This is a genomic window from Rothia sp. 27098_8_27 (assembly GCF_041432805.1).
GTDB lineage: Bacteria > Actinomycetota > Actinomycetes > Actinomycetales > Micrococcaceae > Rothia > Rothia mucilaginosa.
The window spans coordinates 23,993-39,237 of sequence record NZ_JAPWAJ010000007.1 but is presented as its reverse complement, the minus strand read 5'-3'; the positions used below and the strand labels follow the sequence as shown (position 1 = coordinate 39,237).

The following is a 15,245-nucleotide window of genomic DNA, read 5'->3' as shown; positions in this document are numbered from 1 at the left end:
GCACCCTCGCCGCCGGTGCGGTAAAGTCATCACAGACATCATTACGGACTGCCGCCCGCACAATAGAGCGACGGCACAGAAAGAAGGCACCGTGAACAGCACGCAAGAGATCATTGCCGCCGCAGACGGCTCGGCGCTGGGCAACCCCGGACCGGCGGGCTGGGCATGGTATATCGACGACGACCACTGGGCGAGCGGAGGCTGGGCGCACGGCACCAACAATATGGGTGAGCTCAAGGCTGTCCTGGACCTGTTCGAGGCGACCGCATCCCGCCCAGAGGCGAAGCTGCGCGTGTACTGCGATAGCCAGTACGTCATTAACTCGCTGACCAAGTGGATGCCCGGCTGGAAGAAGAAGGGCTGGAAGAAATCCGACGGCAAACCCGTGCTCAACCGCGACCTTCTGGAGGTGCTGGATCAGGCGCTGACCGGCCGCGACTACGAGTTTATTTGGGTGAAGGGTCACGCGGGTCACGCGCTCAATGAGAAGGCGGATTCCCTGGCGAATGGTGCTGCGCGCGCCTACCAGGAGGGCCGCGAACCCGCGCACGGCCCCGGCTTCGGTGCGGCTGTTGAAGCACCGATTGTGAACGCTCCGTCCGCAGAACCTGCACTCTCTGACGTTGCCCTCTCTGAGCCGGCGCCTTCCGAGTCTTCCGCGGACGCCCACCTGCCCGTACAGGAATTCACCGCAGCCGAGATTGAGAACGCCCAGCGCGGCGTGGAGAGCCTGCGCCTGTCCGGTCTGCTGCGCCCCGCCTCCGCGGTGAACGCCCCCGATCCGGAGGCGGTTCGCACCCGCAAGGAGCAGCTGGCGCTCGCGGCGGAGCGTGCCGCCGAGCGTGACGCAAAGGTGCTGGCTCGCCAGCAGGAGACCGCTCAGCAGGCATCCAACGCCGCGCAGGCGGAAGACGAGGATGACCTGACCGGTCTGGAAGAGTTCGCCGGGCTCGACCCGAACGATGTTGACCCGGCGGAACTGCTGGGCGAGACGGAAGAACATGCAGAAGAGCAGGCGGTAGAGCCTGCCCTAGAACCCGCCCTAGAGCCCGCTGCGGCGCCCGCACCGTCTGCTCCTGCGGCACCCGCTCTGAACCCCGAGGAAGCCGCCGCCGCAGAACAGCTGCTCGAAAGCCGCGGCTCCGTCATGGAGGCGGCGCAGCTGGAGTCCATGCTGCACGAGCGTCTGGTGTGGGTGACCGCCACCGGCAAGTCGGTGTCCCGCTCCTCGGTGCTGCAGTACCGCGAACGCGCCTTCACCCAGCAGGGTGCCCCGCTCAAGCAGGGTGTGCAGGTGCTGGATTCTTCCAGCGTGCTGGTTATGGCGGCGGTTGCGACCGCGCGTGGTCGCGTGAGCCGTTCGAGCATCTGGCATTACGATGCTGAGCGCGGCCTGTGGCGTCTGCGTTTCCGTCAGGAGACCGCTGCTTCCTAAAGCCCGCCTCCTAAAGCTCAGCGTCTAAAGCTCAGCTCCTAAGGAATGGGCTCTTGGGCGCAAAGATTTCCGTGCAATAAAACCCCGCCGCATCCTCACTTTCGAGGATGCGGCGGGGTTTTCTCAATAGATATTCGCCGCCTTCTGGCGAATCTGGCAGGCGGTGTGCCGTGCGGCCGGGACCTTTTAGCTGCCCGGTCTGCCGCCTGCCTGCGGGTGGGCCTTAGAATCTGTAGCCCTGACCCCTTAGCCGACGAACATGGAGGCGTTAGCCTGCTCGGTGTCTGCGTAGTTTACGCCTGCGCGGGTGAGTGCCTCGTTGATCTGGGTGATGGATGCTTCGACCTGGCGCTGGGTTGCGTGCCACTGGTCCAGTACGCCCTGGAAGTTAGCGGATGCGGAGCCGGTCCAGGAGCTCTGCAGGTCGTGCAGGGATGCGGTCATACCGTTGACGTCTGCGGTGATGGATGCGACGTAGGATCGTGCCTGTGCGCTCTTGGCTGCGATGACTTCGGAATCGACATTGAACTGTGCCATGGTTTTTCTCCTTTGAGATATGTGAGATAGCTGGGGCGGCTGCCCCGTTGTGGCGCTTGGGGTTTGGATCTCTGGAAGGGTTGAGTTCCTGACCGGAAGCTTGTTATCACTATATCTTTCAAAATGCATCAAATGAGCTGAAAAATGATTATTAAATAAATCTGTGGATAAACCCGCCAGATTCACTCCGGCATCTCGAAAAAATCGAAAACCCGCCCGAAAATGACGCCGCCATGACGCACCTCCGTGAGTTATAGTCCCGCCTCCCGGGCACAGCAAAACCCCCGAACCGTAGAACACTCAAGTTCCACAATCCGGGGGTTTATGCATCAGTGCTACTTCATCAGCTGATCATCCGAGACGGGCGGCGGGTAGAACGGCAAAGAAATCACGAAGGTAGCGCCGCCACCATCGGTCTCTTCAATGTGAATCCTGCCCTCATGCTGCTCGATAATCGCAGCCACAATGGACAGACCCAGACCCGTACCGCCGGTCTCACGCGAACGTGAAGCATCGGTGCGGTAGAAACGCTCGAAGACGCGCTCGCGGTCCTCGCCGTGAATACCGGGGCCGTGGTCGCGCACCTCCAGCACGGACAGCGGGAAGCCGGGAACCTCTTCGCGCACGCCCACCGCAATCTCCAGGGGAGAACCGTCGGGGGTGTAGCGCATGGCGTTGGTTAGCAGGTTCGCCACGACCTGACGCAGGCGTGATTCGTCGCCGAGCACGGTTGCGGAGGTCGGTGCCACCTCTTCGTTCAGACCCACCAGGGACACCGCACGATCGGGCGCCGTAGCGTAGGCGTCGTTACTAGCGTCCACCGCCAGGTTGAACAGGTCGAAGGGTGCCAGCTTGGATTCACGGCGCTCATCAATACGCGCCAGGGTCAGCAGGTCTTCCACGAGCTGACCCATACGCTTGGACTCCGATTCGATGCGGCTCATCGCGGTAGCGACAGCCTCATCGGTCGGTAGCGCGCCCTGACGGTACAGCTCCGAGTAGCCTCGAATACTGACCAGAGGGGTGCGCAGCTCATGCGAAGCGTCACCCACGAAGCGGCGCATTTTCGCCTCGCTCTTCTCGCGGGCTTTGAAGAGCATTTCAATCTGGGTGAGCATCGTGTTCAGCGAAACCGCGAGGTTACCGATCTCGTTGCTGGGGTTGTAGTCCTCAATACGCTGAGAGAGGTCACCGGCAGCGATCTTGGCGGCGGTCTGCTCCACGCGAGCCAGCGGCTCGAAGGTGCGGGTCACAATCACCCAGGTCATCGCAATCGCGGAGGCGAGGGTCGCCAAACCAAACGCGAAGGTCAGCACACCCACGAGGGCGACCACCTGGTTCGTTTGTTTCAGCGGCATGGCAATAACCAGGGATGCCGCCTCCGTCAGCCCAGAAGAATCTTTCGATTCAATGGGCACGGCGAGCACACGCCAATCGGAGGAGCTGCCCACCGAGTTGACGGTGACCGCCTCTTCGTTTTGCTTGCGAACCTTCTCTTCGGTCCAGCCTTGCAGTGCCGGCTCGCTGAACTGACCGCTGTCCTCGGATTTGAGCGAGTACAGTACGTTGCCGTCCTTGTCGAGCAGGTACAGGCGGTAGGTGCTCAGGGATTGTTCCTGATTGCCGGAGGGGCGCACGGTCGCCAGCTGCACGAGTGAGGGGGCGCTGTTCTTCATCTCTTCGTCCAGCTGGTGCACCATCTGGGCGCGCAGAGCGGAAATCGCCACCAGGCTCGTCACCGCAATGGATAGGGCGATGAGCATGGAGGTGATGAGCACCAGCTGGGTGCGAAGGGAAAGAGACTGGGGGATCCGGTCGAGGGGTTTGAGCGCCACGTTAGCCTCGAGAACCGCGAATCATGTAGCCCACACCGCGCTTGGTGTGGATGAGCGGCTCGTGGTTTTCACGGTTGTTGTCGATCTTGCGGCGCAGGTACGAAATGTAGGACTCAACGATGGAGGAGTCGCCGTTGAAGTCGTACTCCCACACGTGGTCGAGGATCTGCGCCTTGGACAGCACGCGGTTGGCGTTGAGCATCAGGTAGTGCAGCAGGTTGAACTCGGTGGGGGAGAGGTCAATCTCTTCGTCACCGAGGAACACTTCGTGGGTGTCCACGTTCAGGGTGAGGGCGTCAACGCGCAGTACGGCGTCGTCCTCTTCCTGGATGCTGCGGCTACGGCGCAGAATGGCGCGGATGCGGGCGATTACCTCGTCGAGGGAGAAGGGCTTGGTGACGTAGTCGTCACCACCGGCACCCAGACCGGTCACCTTGTCCTCGGTGGCGTCCTTTGCGGTCAGGAACAGCACGGGGGTGGTGGTGCCGTTTTCGCGCAGGCGGCGGGTCACCTCGAAGCCGTCCATGCCGGGCATCATGACGTCCAGGACGATGAGGTCGGGATTTTCGGCGTGTGCCTTTTCGAGGGCTTCGCGGCCGTTGCCGGCGGTAGCTACTTCAAAACCGGCGAAACGCAGGGAGGTGGCGAGCAATTCAAGAATGTTGAACTCGTCATCGACGACTAGGAGTTTTGCTTCAGCAGACATACTCTATCTTTCTCTCTGAATGGCAGGCTGTACTTGATAAGTGAATGATGTGTGTGAGCTTGCGGCTCAAATCTTTATGCCTTGTTGCGGCGCATGACCGACAGGATGAGTGCGGCCATGAGGGCGATAAAGGCGACGGGGAGGAGGACCAGGGGAATCTGGCTCATGAGGGCGGGCGGCGCTGCCCCAACCCACTTCATCACGAGCATGGCGACTCCGGTGAGCAGGCAAATCAGGGCGAGAAGCGCACCTGCCGCGCCGAGCCAACGGATAGCTCCGGCGTAGGGAAGGGGCGCGGGCGCCTGGTCTGCGGTACTGCGCGTGTCCTGTACGGGTTCATTACTCATAAATTTAACCGTATCAGCTCACACACAGCTGTTAATGGGTGAGGCCCCAGATTTAGCGGTTTGAGACTCAAATTCACAGCGTATGCGAAGCTTGGGGCGGGCGCCGCAATGTTTGCGCACGCGAGATGCTTTAATAGGGGTATGTCTGAACAGGTTATTGAACTGCTCCCCGAAACTACGCCCGCTACTGACGCGCCCGCAGAGTCCGTTGCGCCTTCTGCCGCGCCTGAGAGCACCGACGAGGGTAGCGCTGTACCTGCTGAGACTCAGCCCTCCGTGAACGCTGAGGAGACTGAGGCGGCTGATACGCCCGCTGAGGAATCTACCTCCGAGGAATCTGCTGCTGAGGAATCTGTTGCCGAAGAAACCGCACAGAACGAAGACTCCACCCCCGACCCCTTCACCCCGCTGGATGAAGAGGTGGGCGCCCCCTCCCTGGGTGTTCCGCACAAGCTGCGTCGCACCTCCAAGGTGGATGAGATTCTTGCCGCCGCCAAGGATGTGGCGTTGCAGGGCGTTCAGGAAATCGCTCCGGCACACGCTATCGGCCTGGTGCACCACGTGCGCGCCGAGGAAGAGCGTCTGAGCACTCACCTTTTCGAGTGCACCCTGCCCGGTTACCGCGGCTGGTTCTGGTTCGCGACCCTCTCGCGTGCGCCTCGTTCCCGCGTGGCAACGATCTGCGAGGTGGGTCTGCTGCCCGGCGACGATGCACTGATTGCGCCGGATTGGGTGCCGTGGGCTGACCGCGTTCGCCCGGAAGACCTAGAGGAGAACGCCGCGCAGGAGAACGCAGAGTCTGCTGAAACCGCTGAGGCAGAGGAATCTGCTGAGCTTGCAGAGAACAAAGCGGAAGAGAACGAATCTGCCGTGGAAGAAACCGCTGAGGCTGAGTCCGCAGAGTAAGCCTACCGTCTACTCCTCTTAATAAGGGGTGGGTTAGCAAAAGCGTATATATAAGGTGTCTTGAGTCGTCCAATGAGTTTTCATTGGGCGACTCAATGACTTAAGCCGTGGCAAAAGCCGCTGAAAAAGTACATAATAGATTATTGAATTAAGTAACGACTTAGGCAGTGCTATCTAAGTACTGTTGCGGTGAAAGCTGGGAGAGATATATGACAGACCTCATCGATACCACAGAGATGTATTTGCGCACCATCCTCGAACTGGAGGAAGAGGGCATTGTCCCCATGCGTGCGCGCATCGCTGAACGACTCGAGCACTCCGGCCCGACCGTTTCCCAGACTGTGGCACGCATGGAGAAGCACGGCCTGCTCACCGTTGAGCCGGACCGCCACCTCGAACTGACCGAGGAAGGCCGCCACAAAGCGGTCGAGGTGATGCGTAAGCACCGCCTGGCTGAGCGACTGCTCTCCGACATTATTGGTCTGGAACTTGAGTACGTGCACGAAGAAGCATGCCGCTGGGAGCACGTCATGAGTGACAAGGTGGAGAAGCGCATCCTGGAGATGCTCAAGGACCCCAAGTTCTCCCCGTACGGTAACGCTATCCCCGGCCTGGAGGATCTGGGCCACACCAGCGAGAAGAACGACGAGCGTACCGTGCCCATGTCCCTGGCTGCACGCGACTCCGGCCCCGAGGACCGTTTCACTATCTCTCGTTTCCCCGAGTCCATTCAGACTGACGTTGAGTTGCTGAAGCTGCTGGCTGACGCAGGTATTGTCTACGGCGCATCGGTGTCCGTGGTTGCCGGTCAGAACGATGACGTGATTGTTCACGCCGACGGTGAAGAGGACACCCTCTCCCTGGATATGGACGTGGCAAACGCGATCGTGGTCAAGCGCGGTGGCAACCTCTAAGCTCTCATTCTGAGAGTCTGCTAACCCAGTTCACGCTAAACGGTGGTATCGCCTTCCTTGGTGGAGGCGGTGCCACCGTTTTTGTGCACGTGTTAGGACTGCTCGGGCTTGCGGGGAGGTTTTGGGGAGCTGAGGTGCCTAGTGGGAGGGGTATTTCAGAGTTTGGTCATGTGCGCGGGCGCATATACTCCTCTCTCAGGGTTTTAGCAACTGCGCTTGAGTGCATTTTTCGGGTTTTTCGCTTAAATCTAAGGTTGAAACTGAGGGAAACGCCGATGTTTGAGCAATCTCTGAGAATGGACATTTAAGAGATAAGGGTCATTTTTAAGAGTTTTGAACCCTGTCCTTAAGGGGTGATGGCGCATTAAAAGCGAATGTGCATCCTTGTGAAATGCCTAGTCAAGTGCCTTAAAAGGTAGATAAGGATTCCGTTGGGAGGGGGTCAAATGCCTGGAGTGCCAAGTTTTCCCCCCAGGGTGAAAGTCCAAAATTTAAGCCCGAATGAAGTGACAACTGGGAGTTTTCTGTGTATTCTCGTTTCTGTGCCCAAATCCTAATCGTAAGAGGGCACCGTCGAAGCGGTTCCGCTGAGTTCTGCCAACGCTTCGATGTACGTCTACCCAATATGGCAGAAGCGGGGGACCCAATCCCCAAGCTGGGATACGGCTTCTCAATCGAGAGGCCTCGGGGCTAAGTCACTTCGGTGGCCGAGCGAATCCATGCTCGAGCCCGACAGCTCACCTCGTCAGGCAATGGAGGAATTACCAATGGCTAAGAAGATCGTACGTACCGCAGGTGCAACCCTCGCAGCAGGCGCAATCCTGCTCGGCTCGACCGTTCCCGCGAACGCATTCGCACAGATCCCCGCTGCAGCTGATCTGTCCTACGACTACACCAACTACGAGTTCGACTACACCAGCTACAACACCCCCGCAACCACCTACGTTGCACCCCAGGCTCAGGCACAGCAGACCTACGTTGCTCCCGCAGCAGCAGAGGCACCCGCTGCACCCGCAGTTGAGACCTCCTACGTAGCACCCCAGGCTGAGGCACAGCAGGCTTACGTTGCACCCGTTGCAGCTCCGGCACCCGCAGCTTCCTCCGCTTCCACCGGTAACGCATCCCGCGACGCAATCGTTGCAACCGCAATGAGCGGCCTGGGCGGCGCATACGTTTGGGGCGGCAAGACCTTCGGTGCATGGGACTGCTCCGGCTTCACCTCTTGGGTTTTCGCTCAGCACGGCATCAAGCTGACCGCTTTCACCTACGCAATGAAGAACGAGCTGCGCCCGACCGCTAACCCCCAGCCCGGCGACATCGTCTTCCAGAACGGCTACAGCCACGTTGGTATCTACCTGGGCGACGGCAAGATGATCTCCGCTCTGAACCCCACCAACGGTACCCTGGTGCACCCCACCTCCTGGATGTCCGTTGACGGCTACTACACCGCTCTCTAAGCCTTAGCGCATAAGAGCTGGGTCTAGCCCAACATACTTCTCAAAAGGTGCCTACCCCGCACGGGGGGGGGCACCTTTTGCGTACCCGAGAGATTCCACGAAAATACCGCCGAGAACGCGCCTTAGTATGGGCGCATTCTCGGCGGTATGTGTTTTAGGTGTATGCGGCTAGGATGCGAGAGCCTGCAGAAGCCCCTGCGGGTCCTGATCCCATTCGTTGAGCTCAGCACGCAGATTAGCCTGCGCGGGCTCCTCCCAGAGCTTGAGAGCCTGCTCTGAGAGGAAGATGCGCTCGCGACCCAGGATCGAACGCAGAAAGGTCGTACGACCGGCACGGAACGCCTCATCGTCAAAATGGGAATACTCGCTACGCACCCCGCGCAGGTAGCGGCGATAGCGTGCCGAATCAGCCGCCAGGATAGCCATATCGGCATCGAGGAAAAACTGAATATCCGCCGGCTCATAGCCCGCCGGTAGGTTGGCAGACTCGGGCAGCTCGTGGGTTGCCGTGGCACGCACCAGAAGGCTCACCATCTGCAGCTCGTCACCATCGAGCAGGCCCGCGGTAACCAGCGACTCCAGGGAGGCGTTCGCCAGCTGCTCGCTACGGCGCTCATCCTCACCCGGCGCGCCCTCATAGACCGCGTCGTGGAACCACGCCGCCAGAACCAACGCCAGGGGAGTGGAACCCTGCGTGCGGTGTGCGTAGAGGCGGTCTAGATTGGCAAGCATCTGCGAAAGGTGCCCGCTGTGGTGGTAGGCGCGGTGCGGCTGCTCCCACGCCTGTAGCAGGCTCTCACCCAGCTCCGCCACCTGCGCCGTGAGTTGAGCTTGGCTCATGGCAGGAGCCTCCACATGCTTGAGGCGGGGTGTATTGAGACGGGGCGCAAACGCCGCCGCCCAGGCGCGAAGCAGACGCGGGCGGATCTTCTCGGGGCGTTCCTTCAGGGGAATCCGTAGACCGCTGGCAATGAGTGTGCGAGTCAGTTCTGCACCGCTGAGTTCCTTCGCGCCCGCCCGCACCAGCTCGTCGTAGAGGTGCGCCGGAACATCGTAATGGTCGCGGTCGAAAGCACGCTCACTGATGCCCGCCGCTGCGGCGAACTCGTGCAGTTCCGCCAGGGAAGCATCGGAGATGAGGTGTGAGAAGACGGTGCTGTGTGCGGGCCAGGTGGGCGGGTCAATGTAGATGCTCATTCGTACATTGTAGGAGCGATTCTGCCGCCGGGTGCGGGTGTCTTCGGGCGGTGAACACAGGGCGGTGAACACGGGCTGTGCGGACTCGCGGTGCGGGGTGCTTTATACTGGATAGGTACGCCCTCGTAGCTCAGGGGATAGAGCACTTCTCTCCTAAAGAAGGTGTCGGACGTTCGAATCGTCTCGGGGGCACACAGAACCGGTAGTCATGCCGGTACGAGAAAACCGCCCGTCGCTTGCATTAGCAGGCGCGGGCGGTTTCTCTGTTTCTGCACGTAACGAGTACTCAAGAAAACACGTTGTTATAGCTGAGACAGGTCAATCTTGCCCATCAGCAGGATCTTCTCGCGAGCGGCCTTATCCGCCATCAGCTCAGCAATATTGTGCGGGACAACCTGCCAAGAAATACCCCAGCGATCTACACACCAGCCGCAACGCTCCGCCTCAGGTATAGCGGAGAGCTGCTCCCAATAGTAATCAATCTCCTCCTGAGTACGGCACGAAAGAACTACCGAAACCCCCGGCGTGAATGTGAAATCGTGGAAAGTACCGGAATCAGCAGCCGCCATCCAGGTGCCGTGCAGGTTGAAGTCGGTAAACATGACCGCATCTGCCTCAAAGGGGCTACCTTCCGGATAGTGGTACAGGGTGCCGCGGCGGGCATCCTCAAACATGGAAATCCAACGGTTGGTGGCTTCCTCTGCATTGCCGTGATTCGTGCCGCCAAACATGAAAGAAGGCACGACGAAGGGCCGCGGGTCTCCTGCAGGGTTGGTAAGCATCAGCTGCCAGGTCATACCGAAACGATCACGCACCCAGGCGTAGCGTGGGGAGAAAGGATACTCACCCAGTTCCATCAGCACACCGCCGGTACTTAGCTCTTCGTAGAGTTCATCGAGGTATGCTCGCGCTTGCGCCTCACCACCAAAGAGGAGCGGGTCAAAGTTTAGGATGCAACTGATGGACTGGTTCGGGACATGCCGGTCATCACCATTAATGAGCGAGAGCTGGAAGCCGTGGATGCTTAGAGCCGTCGTAAGTCCGGGCACCTGCTCCATGATGGAAGCATCGCGAAAAACCCTGGTATAGAACTGTGCGGCTTCATCGGCTGAACCATTGCACCATAGCGCTATTGAGAGGCTCGGAGGTAAGGTCTGGGTCATGCGGTCATCCTAGCATGACTATTCTGCGCCACCGGTGTGCCGTTGCCGATATAGGTTGTGAGGCTGATTGACCGAACGGGTGGGAGCCGCGGAGCAAATGCGGTAGCATGGAATATCGAACGTGTATTCTAGGCAGCGAGGTAGATGATGAGCGACAAGCCCGAACAGCAGAAGCAGCCCTTCACCGAACAGGACGGCCTGTTCGCCGCCGAACTCGTCACCCCCGCAGCACCGGTAGCGGATGACGAGCCGCCCTTCGACCCCTACTACGACGTACCCCCTGCCGAGGACGATTACTACGCCCCTGCCATGGACGCCGCAGTGATGGAGGCCCCGATGATGGAGGCACCCGCCCAGGACGTACCCGCCGCCCTGCCCACCGGCATGCCCGCCTACGGTGCCCCTGCTACCAGCGCGCCCGTTCCTGAACCCGGCGCACCCGCAGCCTTCACCGCCGCAGACCCGCTCGGCGACTTCATGCCGCCCGCCTACCGAGTCGGCGGCTACGGTGAGGACTTCGACCCCGCCGACCCCTACGGCGAACGCGCCCACAGCCTCAACTCCGTGGACCCTACCTCCCTCACCGCCGGACTCAACGAACGCCAGGAAGAAGCCGTGCTGCACTCCGGCTCGCCCCTGCTCATCGTCGCGGGCGCCGGCTCCGGCAAGACCCGCGTGCTCACCCACCGCATCGCCTACCTGCTCGCAACCCACCGCGCGACCCCCGGCCAGATTCTCGCCATCACCTTCACCAACAAGGCTGCCGCCGAAATGCGTGAACGTATTGAGGCGCTGATCGGCCCGCGCGCCAAGCACATGTGGATTTCTACTTTCCACAGCTTCTGCGTGCGCGTGCTGCGCCGTGAGGCCGCCGCCCTGGGTCTGAAGTCCACCTTCACCATTTATGATTCGACCGACTCGCAGCGCCTGCTGAGCCTGATTATTAAAGAGCTCAACCTGGACACCAAGAAGTTCACCGCCAAGGCCGTGGGTAACCGCATCTCCGCGCTGAAGAACGAGCTGGTCAGCGCCGAAGCGTACGCATCCCGCGTGGCGAGCGATAACCCGTACGAGAAGACCATCTCGCAGATTTACACCGTATACACGCAGCGTCTGCGCGCCGCCAACTCCCTCGACTTTGACGACCTGATTGGCCGCACCGTCTTCTTGCTCAAGAAGTTCCCCGAAATCGCGAACTACTACCGCCGCAAGTTCCGCCACATCCTCGTGGACGAGTACCAGGACACCAACCACGCCCAGTACCAGCTGGTGCGTGAACTGGTCGGCGCCCACACGAAGGCACCGGCTGACCGCGGCCCCTACCCGGATGCCGTGCCCCCTGCCGAGCTGACCGTGGTGGGTGACTCCGACCAGTCCATCTACGCCTTCCGTGGCGCGGATATTCGCAATATTACGGACTTCGAGAAGGACTACCCGAACGCCCACACGATTCTGCTGGAGCAGAACTACCGTTCCACGCAGAACATCCTCTCTGCGGCGAATGCGGTCATTGAACGCAACCCCGACCGTCGCCCCAAGAAGCTGTGGACCGCCTCCGGCGCGGGTGCGAAGATCATCGGTTACGTTGCCGAATCCGAACACGCCGAGGCGCGCTACATCACCCGCGAAATTGACCGCCTTGCCGATGAGCACGGCGTGCAGCCCGGTGACGTCGCAATCTTCTACCGCACCAACGCGCAGTCCCGAACCCTCGAGGACATGCTCATGCGTGCCGGCCTGCCCTACCGCGTGGTCGGTGGTACCCGCTTCTACGAGCGTAAGGAAATCAAGGACGCCCTGGCGTACCTGCGCGCCCTGAGCAACCCCGATGACGACGTGAACGTGCGCCGCATCCTCAACGAACCCAAGCGCGGTATCGGTGCCAAATCTGAGTCCGTGGTGGCGGAGTACGCGAGTGCGAACCGCATCTCCTTCTACGCCGCCGCACGCCAGGCAGCCGACATCCCCGGCCTGGGTGCCGCCGCGGTCAAGAAGTACGCCGAGTTCGTGCGCCTCATGGACGACCTGGCGCAGATTGCCCGCACCGAACCCGCCGCAACCTGCCTGGAAGCGGTCCTGGAGCAGACCGGGTACCTGGCGGCTCTGCGCGCCTCTAAGGACATTCAGGACGAATCGCGCGTGGAAAACCTTTCCGAGCTGCTTGACGCCATGGTCGAGTTCGAGACCGAGAACCCCGGTGCCGACCTGGAGCAGTTCCTCGAACACGTGGCTCTGGTCGCCGATGCCGACTCGATCCCGAACCGCCCCGCCAGTGCGGAGGGCGAGAACGCCTCCGCCGCCCAGATTGCCGCTGAAGCCGCTGAGGCAAAGGCACAGGGCATGGTCACCCTCATGACCCTACACACCGCCAAGGGCCTGGAGTTCCCCGTGGTGTTCCTGACCGGCATGGAGCACGGCCTGTTCCCGCATCAGCGTGCCCTGACCGATGAGAAGGAAATGAGCGAGGAACGCCGCCTGGCGTACGTGGGTCTGACCCGCGCCATGGAGCGCCTGTACCTGACCCGCTCGGAAACCCGCACCATGTGGGGTAAGAGCCAGTTCAACCCGCCCTCGCCCTTCCTGGAGGAAATCCCGGAAGAGCTGATTGAGTGGAAGCGCACCGCCGGTTTCTCGGGTTTTGGCGCCTCCGGTATGGGTGCGTATGGCGCTCGCGGCGGCGGTTCCTATGGCGGTAGCTCCTACGGTAACTCGTACGGTGGCGGCTATTCGGGCGGTTCTCGTTCCGGCTACGGTTCTGGCGGCTACTCGGGCGGCTATGGCTCGAGCGGGTACAGTTCCGGTGGCTCGCGCGGCTCATACGACCCCTACGAATCCCGCCCCGCACGCCGCTCCGAGCCGTCCACGGCGGATATTAACGGTTCGGCAAGCTACGGGCTGGCGGCGGCCACCTCGAAGGTGACAAACCGTTCCCGCGTGCACCAGAGCAAGGAAATTCCGACTCTGGCGGTTGGCGATACCGTGCGCCACACCAAGTTTGGTGAGGGCCGCGTGCTCGCCGTTGAGGGTAGCGGCGATAAGACCGTGGCGAAGGTCCGTTTTGGTTCGGAAGAGAAGCGTCTGCTGCTGCGTTACGCGCCGCTGGAGAAGGTGAGCTAACGCGTCAGGCGTGCGAACCTGACAACGCCGATGGAGGGGCGGGTACCTGAAGGGGCCCGCCCCTCTTTTGTGTGCTGTACCGGGCGTGTTGTCCGCCTGCTGAGAAGGTGGCCGGGGCTTTGCAGAGCACGGCGGTAAACGCCGCATTTTCGCCGGTATTTCGCGGCGGATCGGGGAGCGTGAGTTCGGGTTAGTTACCCGGTGCACAGCCTTTGGGTGGAATGTACCCAAAATATTTGTGAGCTGAGTCGCTAAAATCTCAGATTTGGGGCTCTGTGAGTGCGAGCTCACGCCGAATCCGATAGAGTAGAGACGAGAGAAATTCCCCGCGTCAATGATGCGTGTGCGCCGGGTGCGAGAGACCCCTATCGCACCGTACGGACCACACGGGGGAACCTCCTCTAATGAGACCAGGCCGAGTGCACCAGTACTCGGCACCACTTCGAAGAAGAAGGACACCTGTGGACCTTTTCGAATACCAGGCGCGCGAGCTCTTCGCAAAGCACGGTGTACCCGTGCTCAAGGGCATTGTTGCGACCACCCCTGAAGAAGCAAAGGCAGCAGCTGAGGAAATTGGCGGCCTGACCGTCATTAAGGCTCAGGTTAAGACCGGCGGCCGCGGTAAGGCTGGCGGCGTTAAGCTCGCAAAGTCCCCCGAAGAAGCTTACGAGCACGCTAAGGCAATTCTCGGCATGGACATCAAGGGCCACACCGTTCACCGCGTGCTGGTCGCTGACGGCGCAGACATCGCCGAAGAATACTACTTCTCCCTCCTGCTGGACCGTGCAAACCGCTCCTATCTGGCAATGTGCTCGGTAGAAGGCGGTATGGAAATTGAGCAGCTCGCTGCTGAGCGCCCCGAGGCACTGGCAAAGATCGAGGTTGACCCGCTGGTCGGCCTGGACCAGGCTAAGGCTGAGGAAATTGCTAAGGCAGCAGGTTTCTCTGCAGAACTGCAGGAGAAGGTTGTTCCCGTTCTCGTTAAGCTGGGCGAAGTCTACACCAAGGAAGACGCAACCCTGGTTGAGGTTAACCCCCTCGTTCTGACCCCCGAGGGCACCATTCTCGCCCTGGACGGCAAGGTTTCCCTGGACGACAACGCAGAATTCCGCCAGCCCGAGCACGAGGCTCTCGTGGATAAGTCCGCTGAGAACCCGCTGGAAGCTAAGGCAAAGCAGTTCGACCTGAACTACGTGAAGCTGGACGGCGAGGTCGGCATCGTTGGTAACGGTGCAGGTCTGGTTATGTCCACCCTGGACGTCGTTGCATACGCTGGTGAGAACCACGGCAACGTCAAGCCCGCAAACTTCCTTGATATTGGTGGCGGCGCGTCCGCTGAGGTTATGGCTGCTGGCCTGGAAATCATTCTGGGTGACGAGCAGGTCAAGAGCGTTTTCGTGAACGTCTTCGGCGGCATCACCGCATGTGACGCAGTGGCAGACGGCATTGTGAAGGCTCTGGAGATTCTGGGCGACGCAGCAACCAAGCCCCTGGTTGTGCGCCTGGACGGCAACAACGTTGCTGAGGGTCGCCGCATCCTCTCCGAGGCGAACCACCCGCTGGTTGTTCTGGCTGAGACCATGGACTCCGGCGCTGACAAGGCAGCAGAGCTCGCTCACAAGGCGTAATCG

At 60.8% G+C, this 15,245-nt stretch carries 12 protein-coding genes, 1 tRNA gene and 1 riboswitch; of the genes, 7 read left to right on the top strand and 6 right to left on the bottom strand.

Going from position 1 to position 15,245, the window contains the following annotated elements:
* The first annotated feature begins 91 nt into the window (after nucleotides 1–91).
* The gene (locus O3675_RS07965; RefSeq protein ID WP_371571911.1) at nucleotides 92–1,435 is read left to right on the top strand and encodes an RNase H family protein; all 1,344 of its coding nucleotides are present in this window, start codon (nucleotides 92–94) and stop codon (nucleotides 1,433–1,435) included.
* A 246-nt stretch (nucleotides 1,436–1,681) separates the two neighbouring features.
* Here the strand turns inward: O3675_RS07965 and O3675_RS07960 are convergent, their stop codons facing one another.
* The 4 genes from O3675_RS07960 to O3675_RS07945 form a co-directional block, all read right to left on the bottom strand.
* Nucleotides 1,682–1,972 carry a WXG100 family type VII secretion target gene (locus O3675_RS07960; RefSeq protein ID WP_005504526.1) on the bottom strand — a complete coding sequence of 97 codons (291 nt, stop codon included), beginning with the start codon at nucleotides 1,970–1,972 and terminating at the stop codon, nucleotides 1,682–1,684.
* A 335-nt stretch (nucleotides 1,973–2,307) separates the two neighbouring features.
* The gene (locus tag O3675_RS07955) at nucleotides 2,308–3,807 is read right to left on the bottom strand and encodes an ATP-binding protein (protein WP_371571909.1); all 1,500 of its coding nucleotides are present in this window, start codon (nucleotides 3,805–3,807) and stop codon (nucleotides 2,308–2,310) included.
* 1 nt (nucleotide 3,808) lies between these two features.
* The gene (locus O3675_RS07950; protein WP_371571907.1) at nucleotides 3,809–4,513 is read right to left on the bottom strand and encodes a response regulator transcription factor; all 705 of its coding nucleotides are present in this window, start codon (nucleotides 4,511–4,513) and stop codon (nucleotides 3,809–3,811) included.
* A 74-nt stretch (nucleotides 4,514–4,587) separates the two neighbouring features.
* On the bottom strand, nucleotides 4,588–4,860 hold the full coding sequence (locus O3675_RS07945; protein ID WP_005504529.1) for a hypothetical protein: 273 nt from the start codon (nucleotides 4,858–4,860) through the stop codon (nucleotides 4,588–4,590).
* Between the two features lie 141 nt (nucleotides 4,861–5,001).
* Between O3675_RS07945 and O3675_RS07940 the strand changes: the two genes are divergently transcribed.
* The 3 genes from O3675_RS07940 to O3675_RS07930 all read left to right on the top strand — a co-directional run bounded on the left by O3675_RS07940 (nucleotide 5,002) and on the right by O3675_RS07930 (nucleotide 8,137).
* On the top strand, nucleotides 5,002–5,766 hold the full coding sequence (locus O3675_RS07940) for a DUF3027 domain-containing protein (RefSeq protein ID WP_371571905.1): 765 nt from the start codon (nucleotides 5,002–5,004) through the stop codon (nucleotides 5,764–5,766).
* Between the two features lie 209 nt (nucleotides 5,767–5,975).
* Nucleotides 5,976–6,680 (top strand): metal-dependent transcriptional regulator, encoded by a 705-nt coding sequence (locus tag O3675_RS07935; protein ID WP_005504532.1) that lies wholly within the window; start codon nucleotides 5,976–5,978, stop codon nucleotides 6,678–6,680.
* A 607-nt stretch (nucleotides 6,681–7,287) separates the two neighbouring features.
* Nucleotides 7,288–7,447: riboswitch (cyclic di-AMP (ydaO/yuaA leader) on the top strand.
* A complete protein-coding gene (locus O3675_RS07930) occupies nucleotides 7,448–8,137 on the top strand; it encodes a C40 family peptidase (RefSeq protein ID WP_070677667.1) in 690 nt (229 codons plus the stop codon). It abuts the riboswitch before it with no gap.
* A 168-nt stretch (nucleotides 8,138–8,305) separates the two neighbouring features.
* Here the strand turns inward: O3675_RS07930 and O3675_RS07925 are convergent, their stop codons facing one another.
* A complete protein-coding gene (locus O3675_RS07925; RefSeq protein WP_371571903.1) occupies nucleotides 8,306–9,334 on the bottom strand; it encodes a DUF4031 domain-containing protein in 1,029 nt (342 codons plus the stop codon).
* A 119-nt stretch (nucleotides 9,335–9,453) separates the two neighbouring features.
* Here O3675_RS07925 and O3675_RS07920 point away from each other — a divergent pair.
* Nucleotides 9,454–9,526, top strand: a tRNA-Arg gene (locus O3675_RS07920).
* A 110-nt stretch (nucleotides 9,527–9,636) separates the two neighbouring features.
* On the opposite strand, the gene O3675_RS07915 is transcribed toward O3675_RS07920, so the two are convergent.
* Complete coding sequence (locus tag O3675_RS07915) at nucleotides 9,637–10,497, bottom strand: VOC family protein (RefSeq protein ID WP_371571901.1); 861 nt, start codon at nucleotides 10,495–10,497, stop codon at nucleotides 9,637–9,639.
* Between the two features lie 144 nt (nucleotides 10,498–10,641).
* Between O3675_RS07915 and O3675_RS07910 the strand changes: the two genes are divergently transcribed.
* Both O3675_RS07910 and sucC read left to right on the top strand, forming a co-directional pair.
* A complete protein-coding gene (locus O3675_RS07910; protein ID WP_371571899.1) occupies nucleotides 10,642–13,614 on the top strand; it encodes a UvrD-helicase domain-containing protein in 2,973 nt (990 codons plus the stop codon).
* A 461-nt stretch (nucleotides 13,615–14,075) separates the two neighbouring features.
* Nucleotides 14,076–15,242: an ADP-forming succinate--CoA ligase subunit beta gene (gene sucC / locus O3675_RS07905; RefSeq protein WP_005504561.1), complete on the top strand. Its 1,167-nt coding sequence runs from the start codon at nucleotides 14,076–14,078 to the stop codon at nucleotides 15,240–15,242.
* Nucleotides 15,243–15,245: the final 3 nt, after the last annotated feature.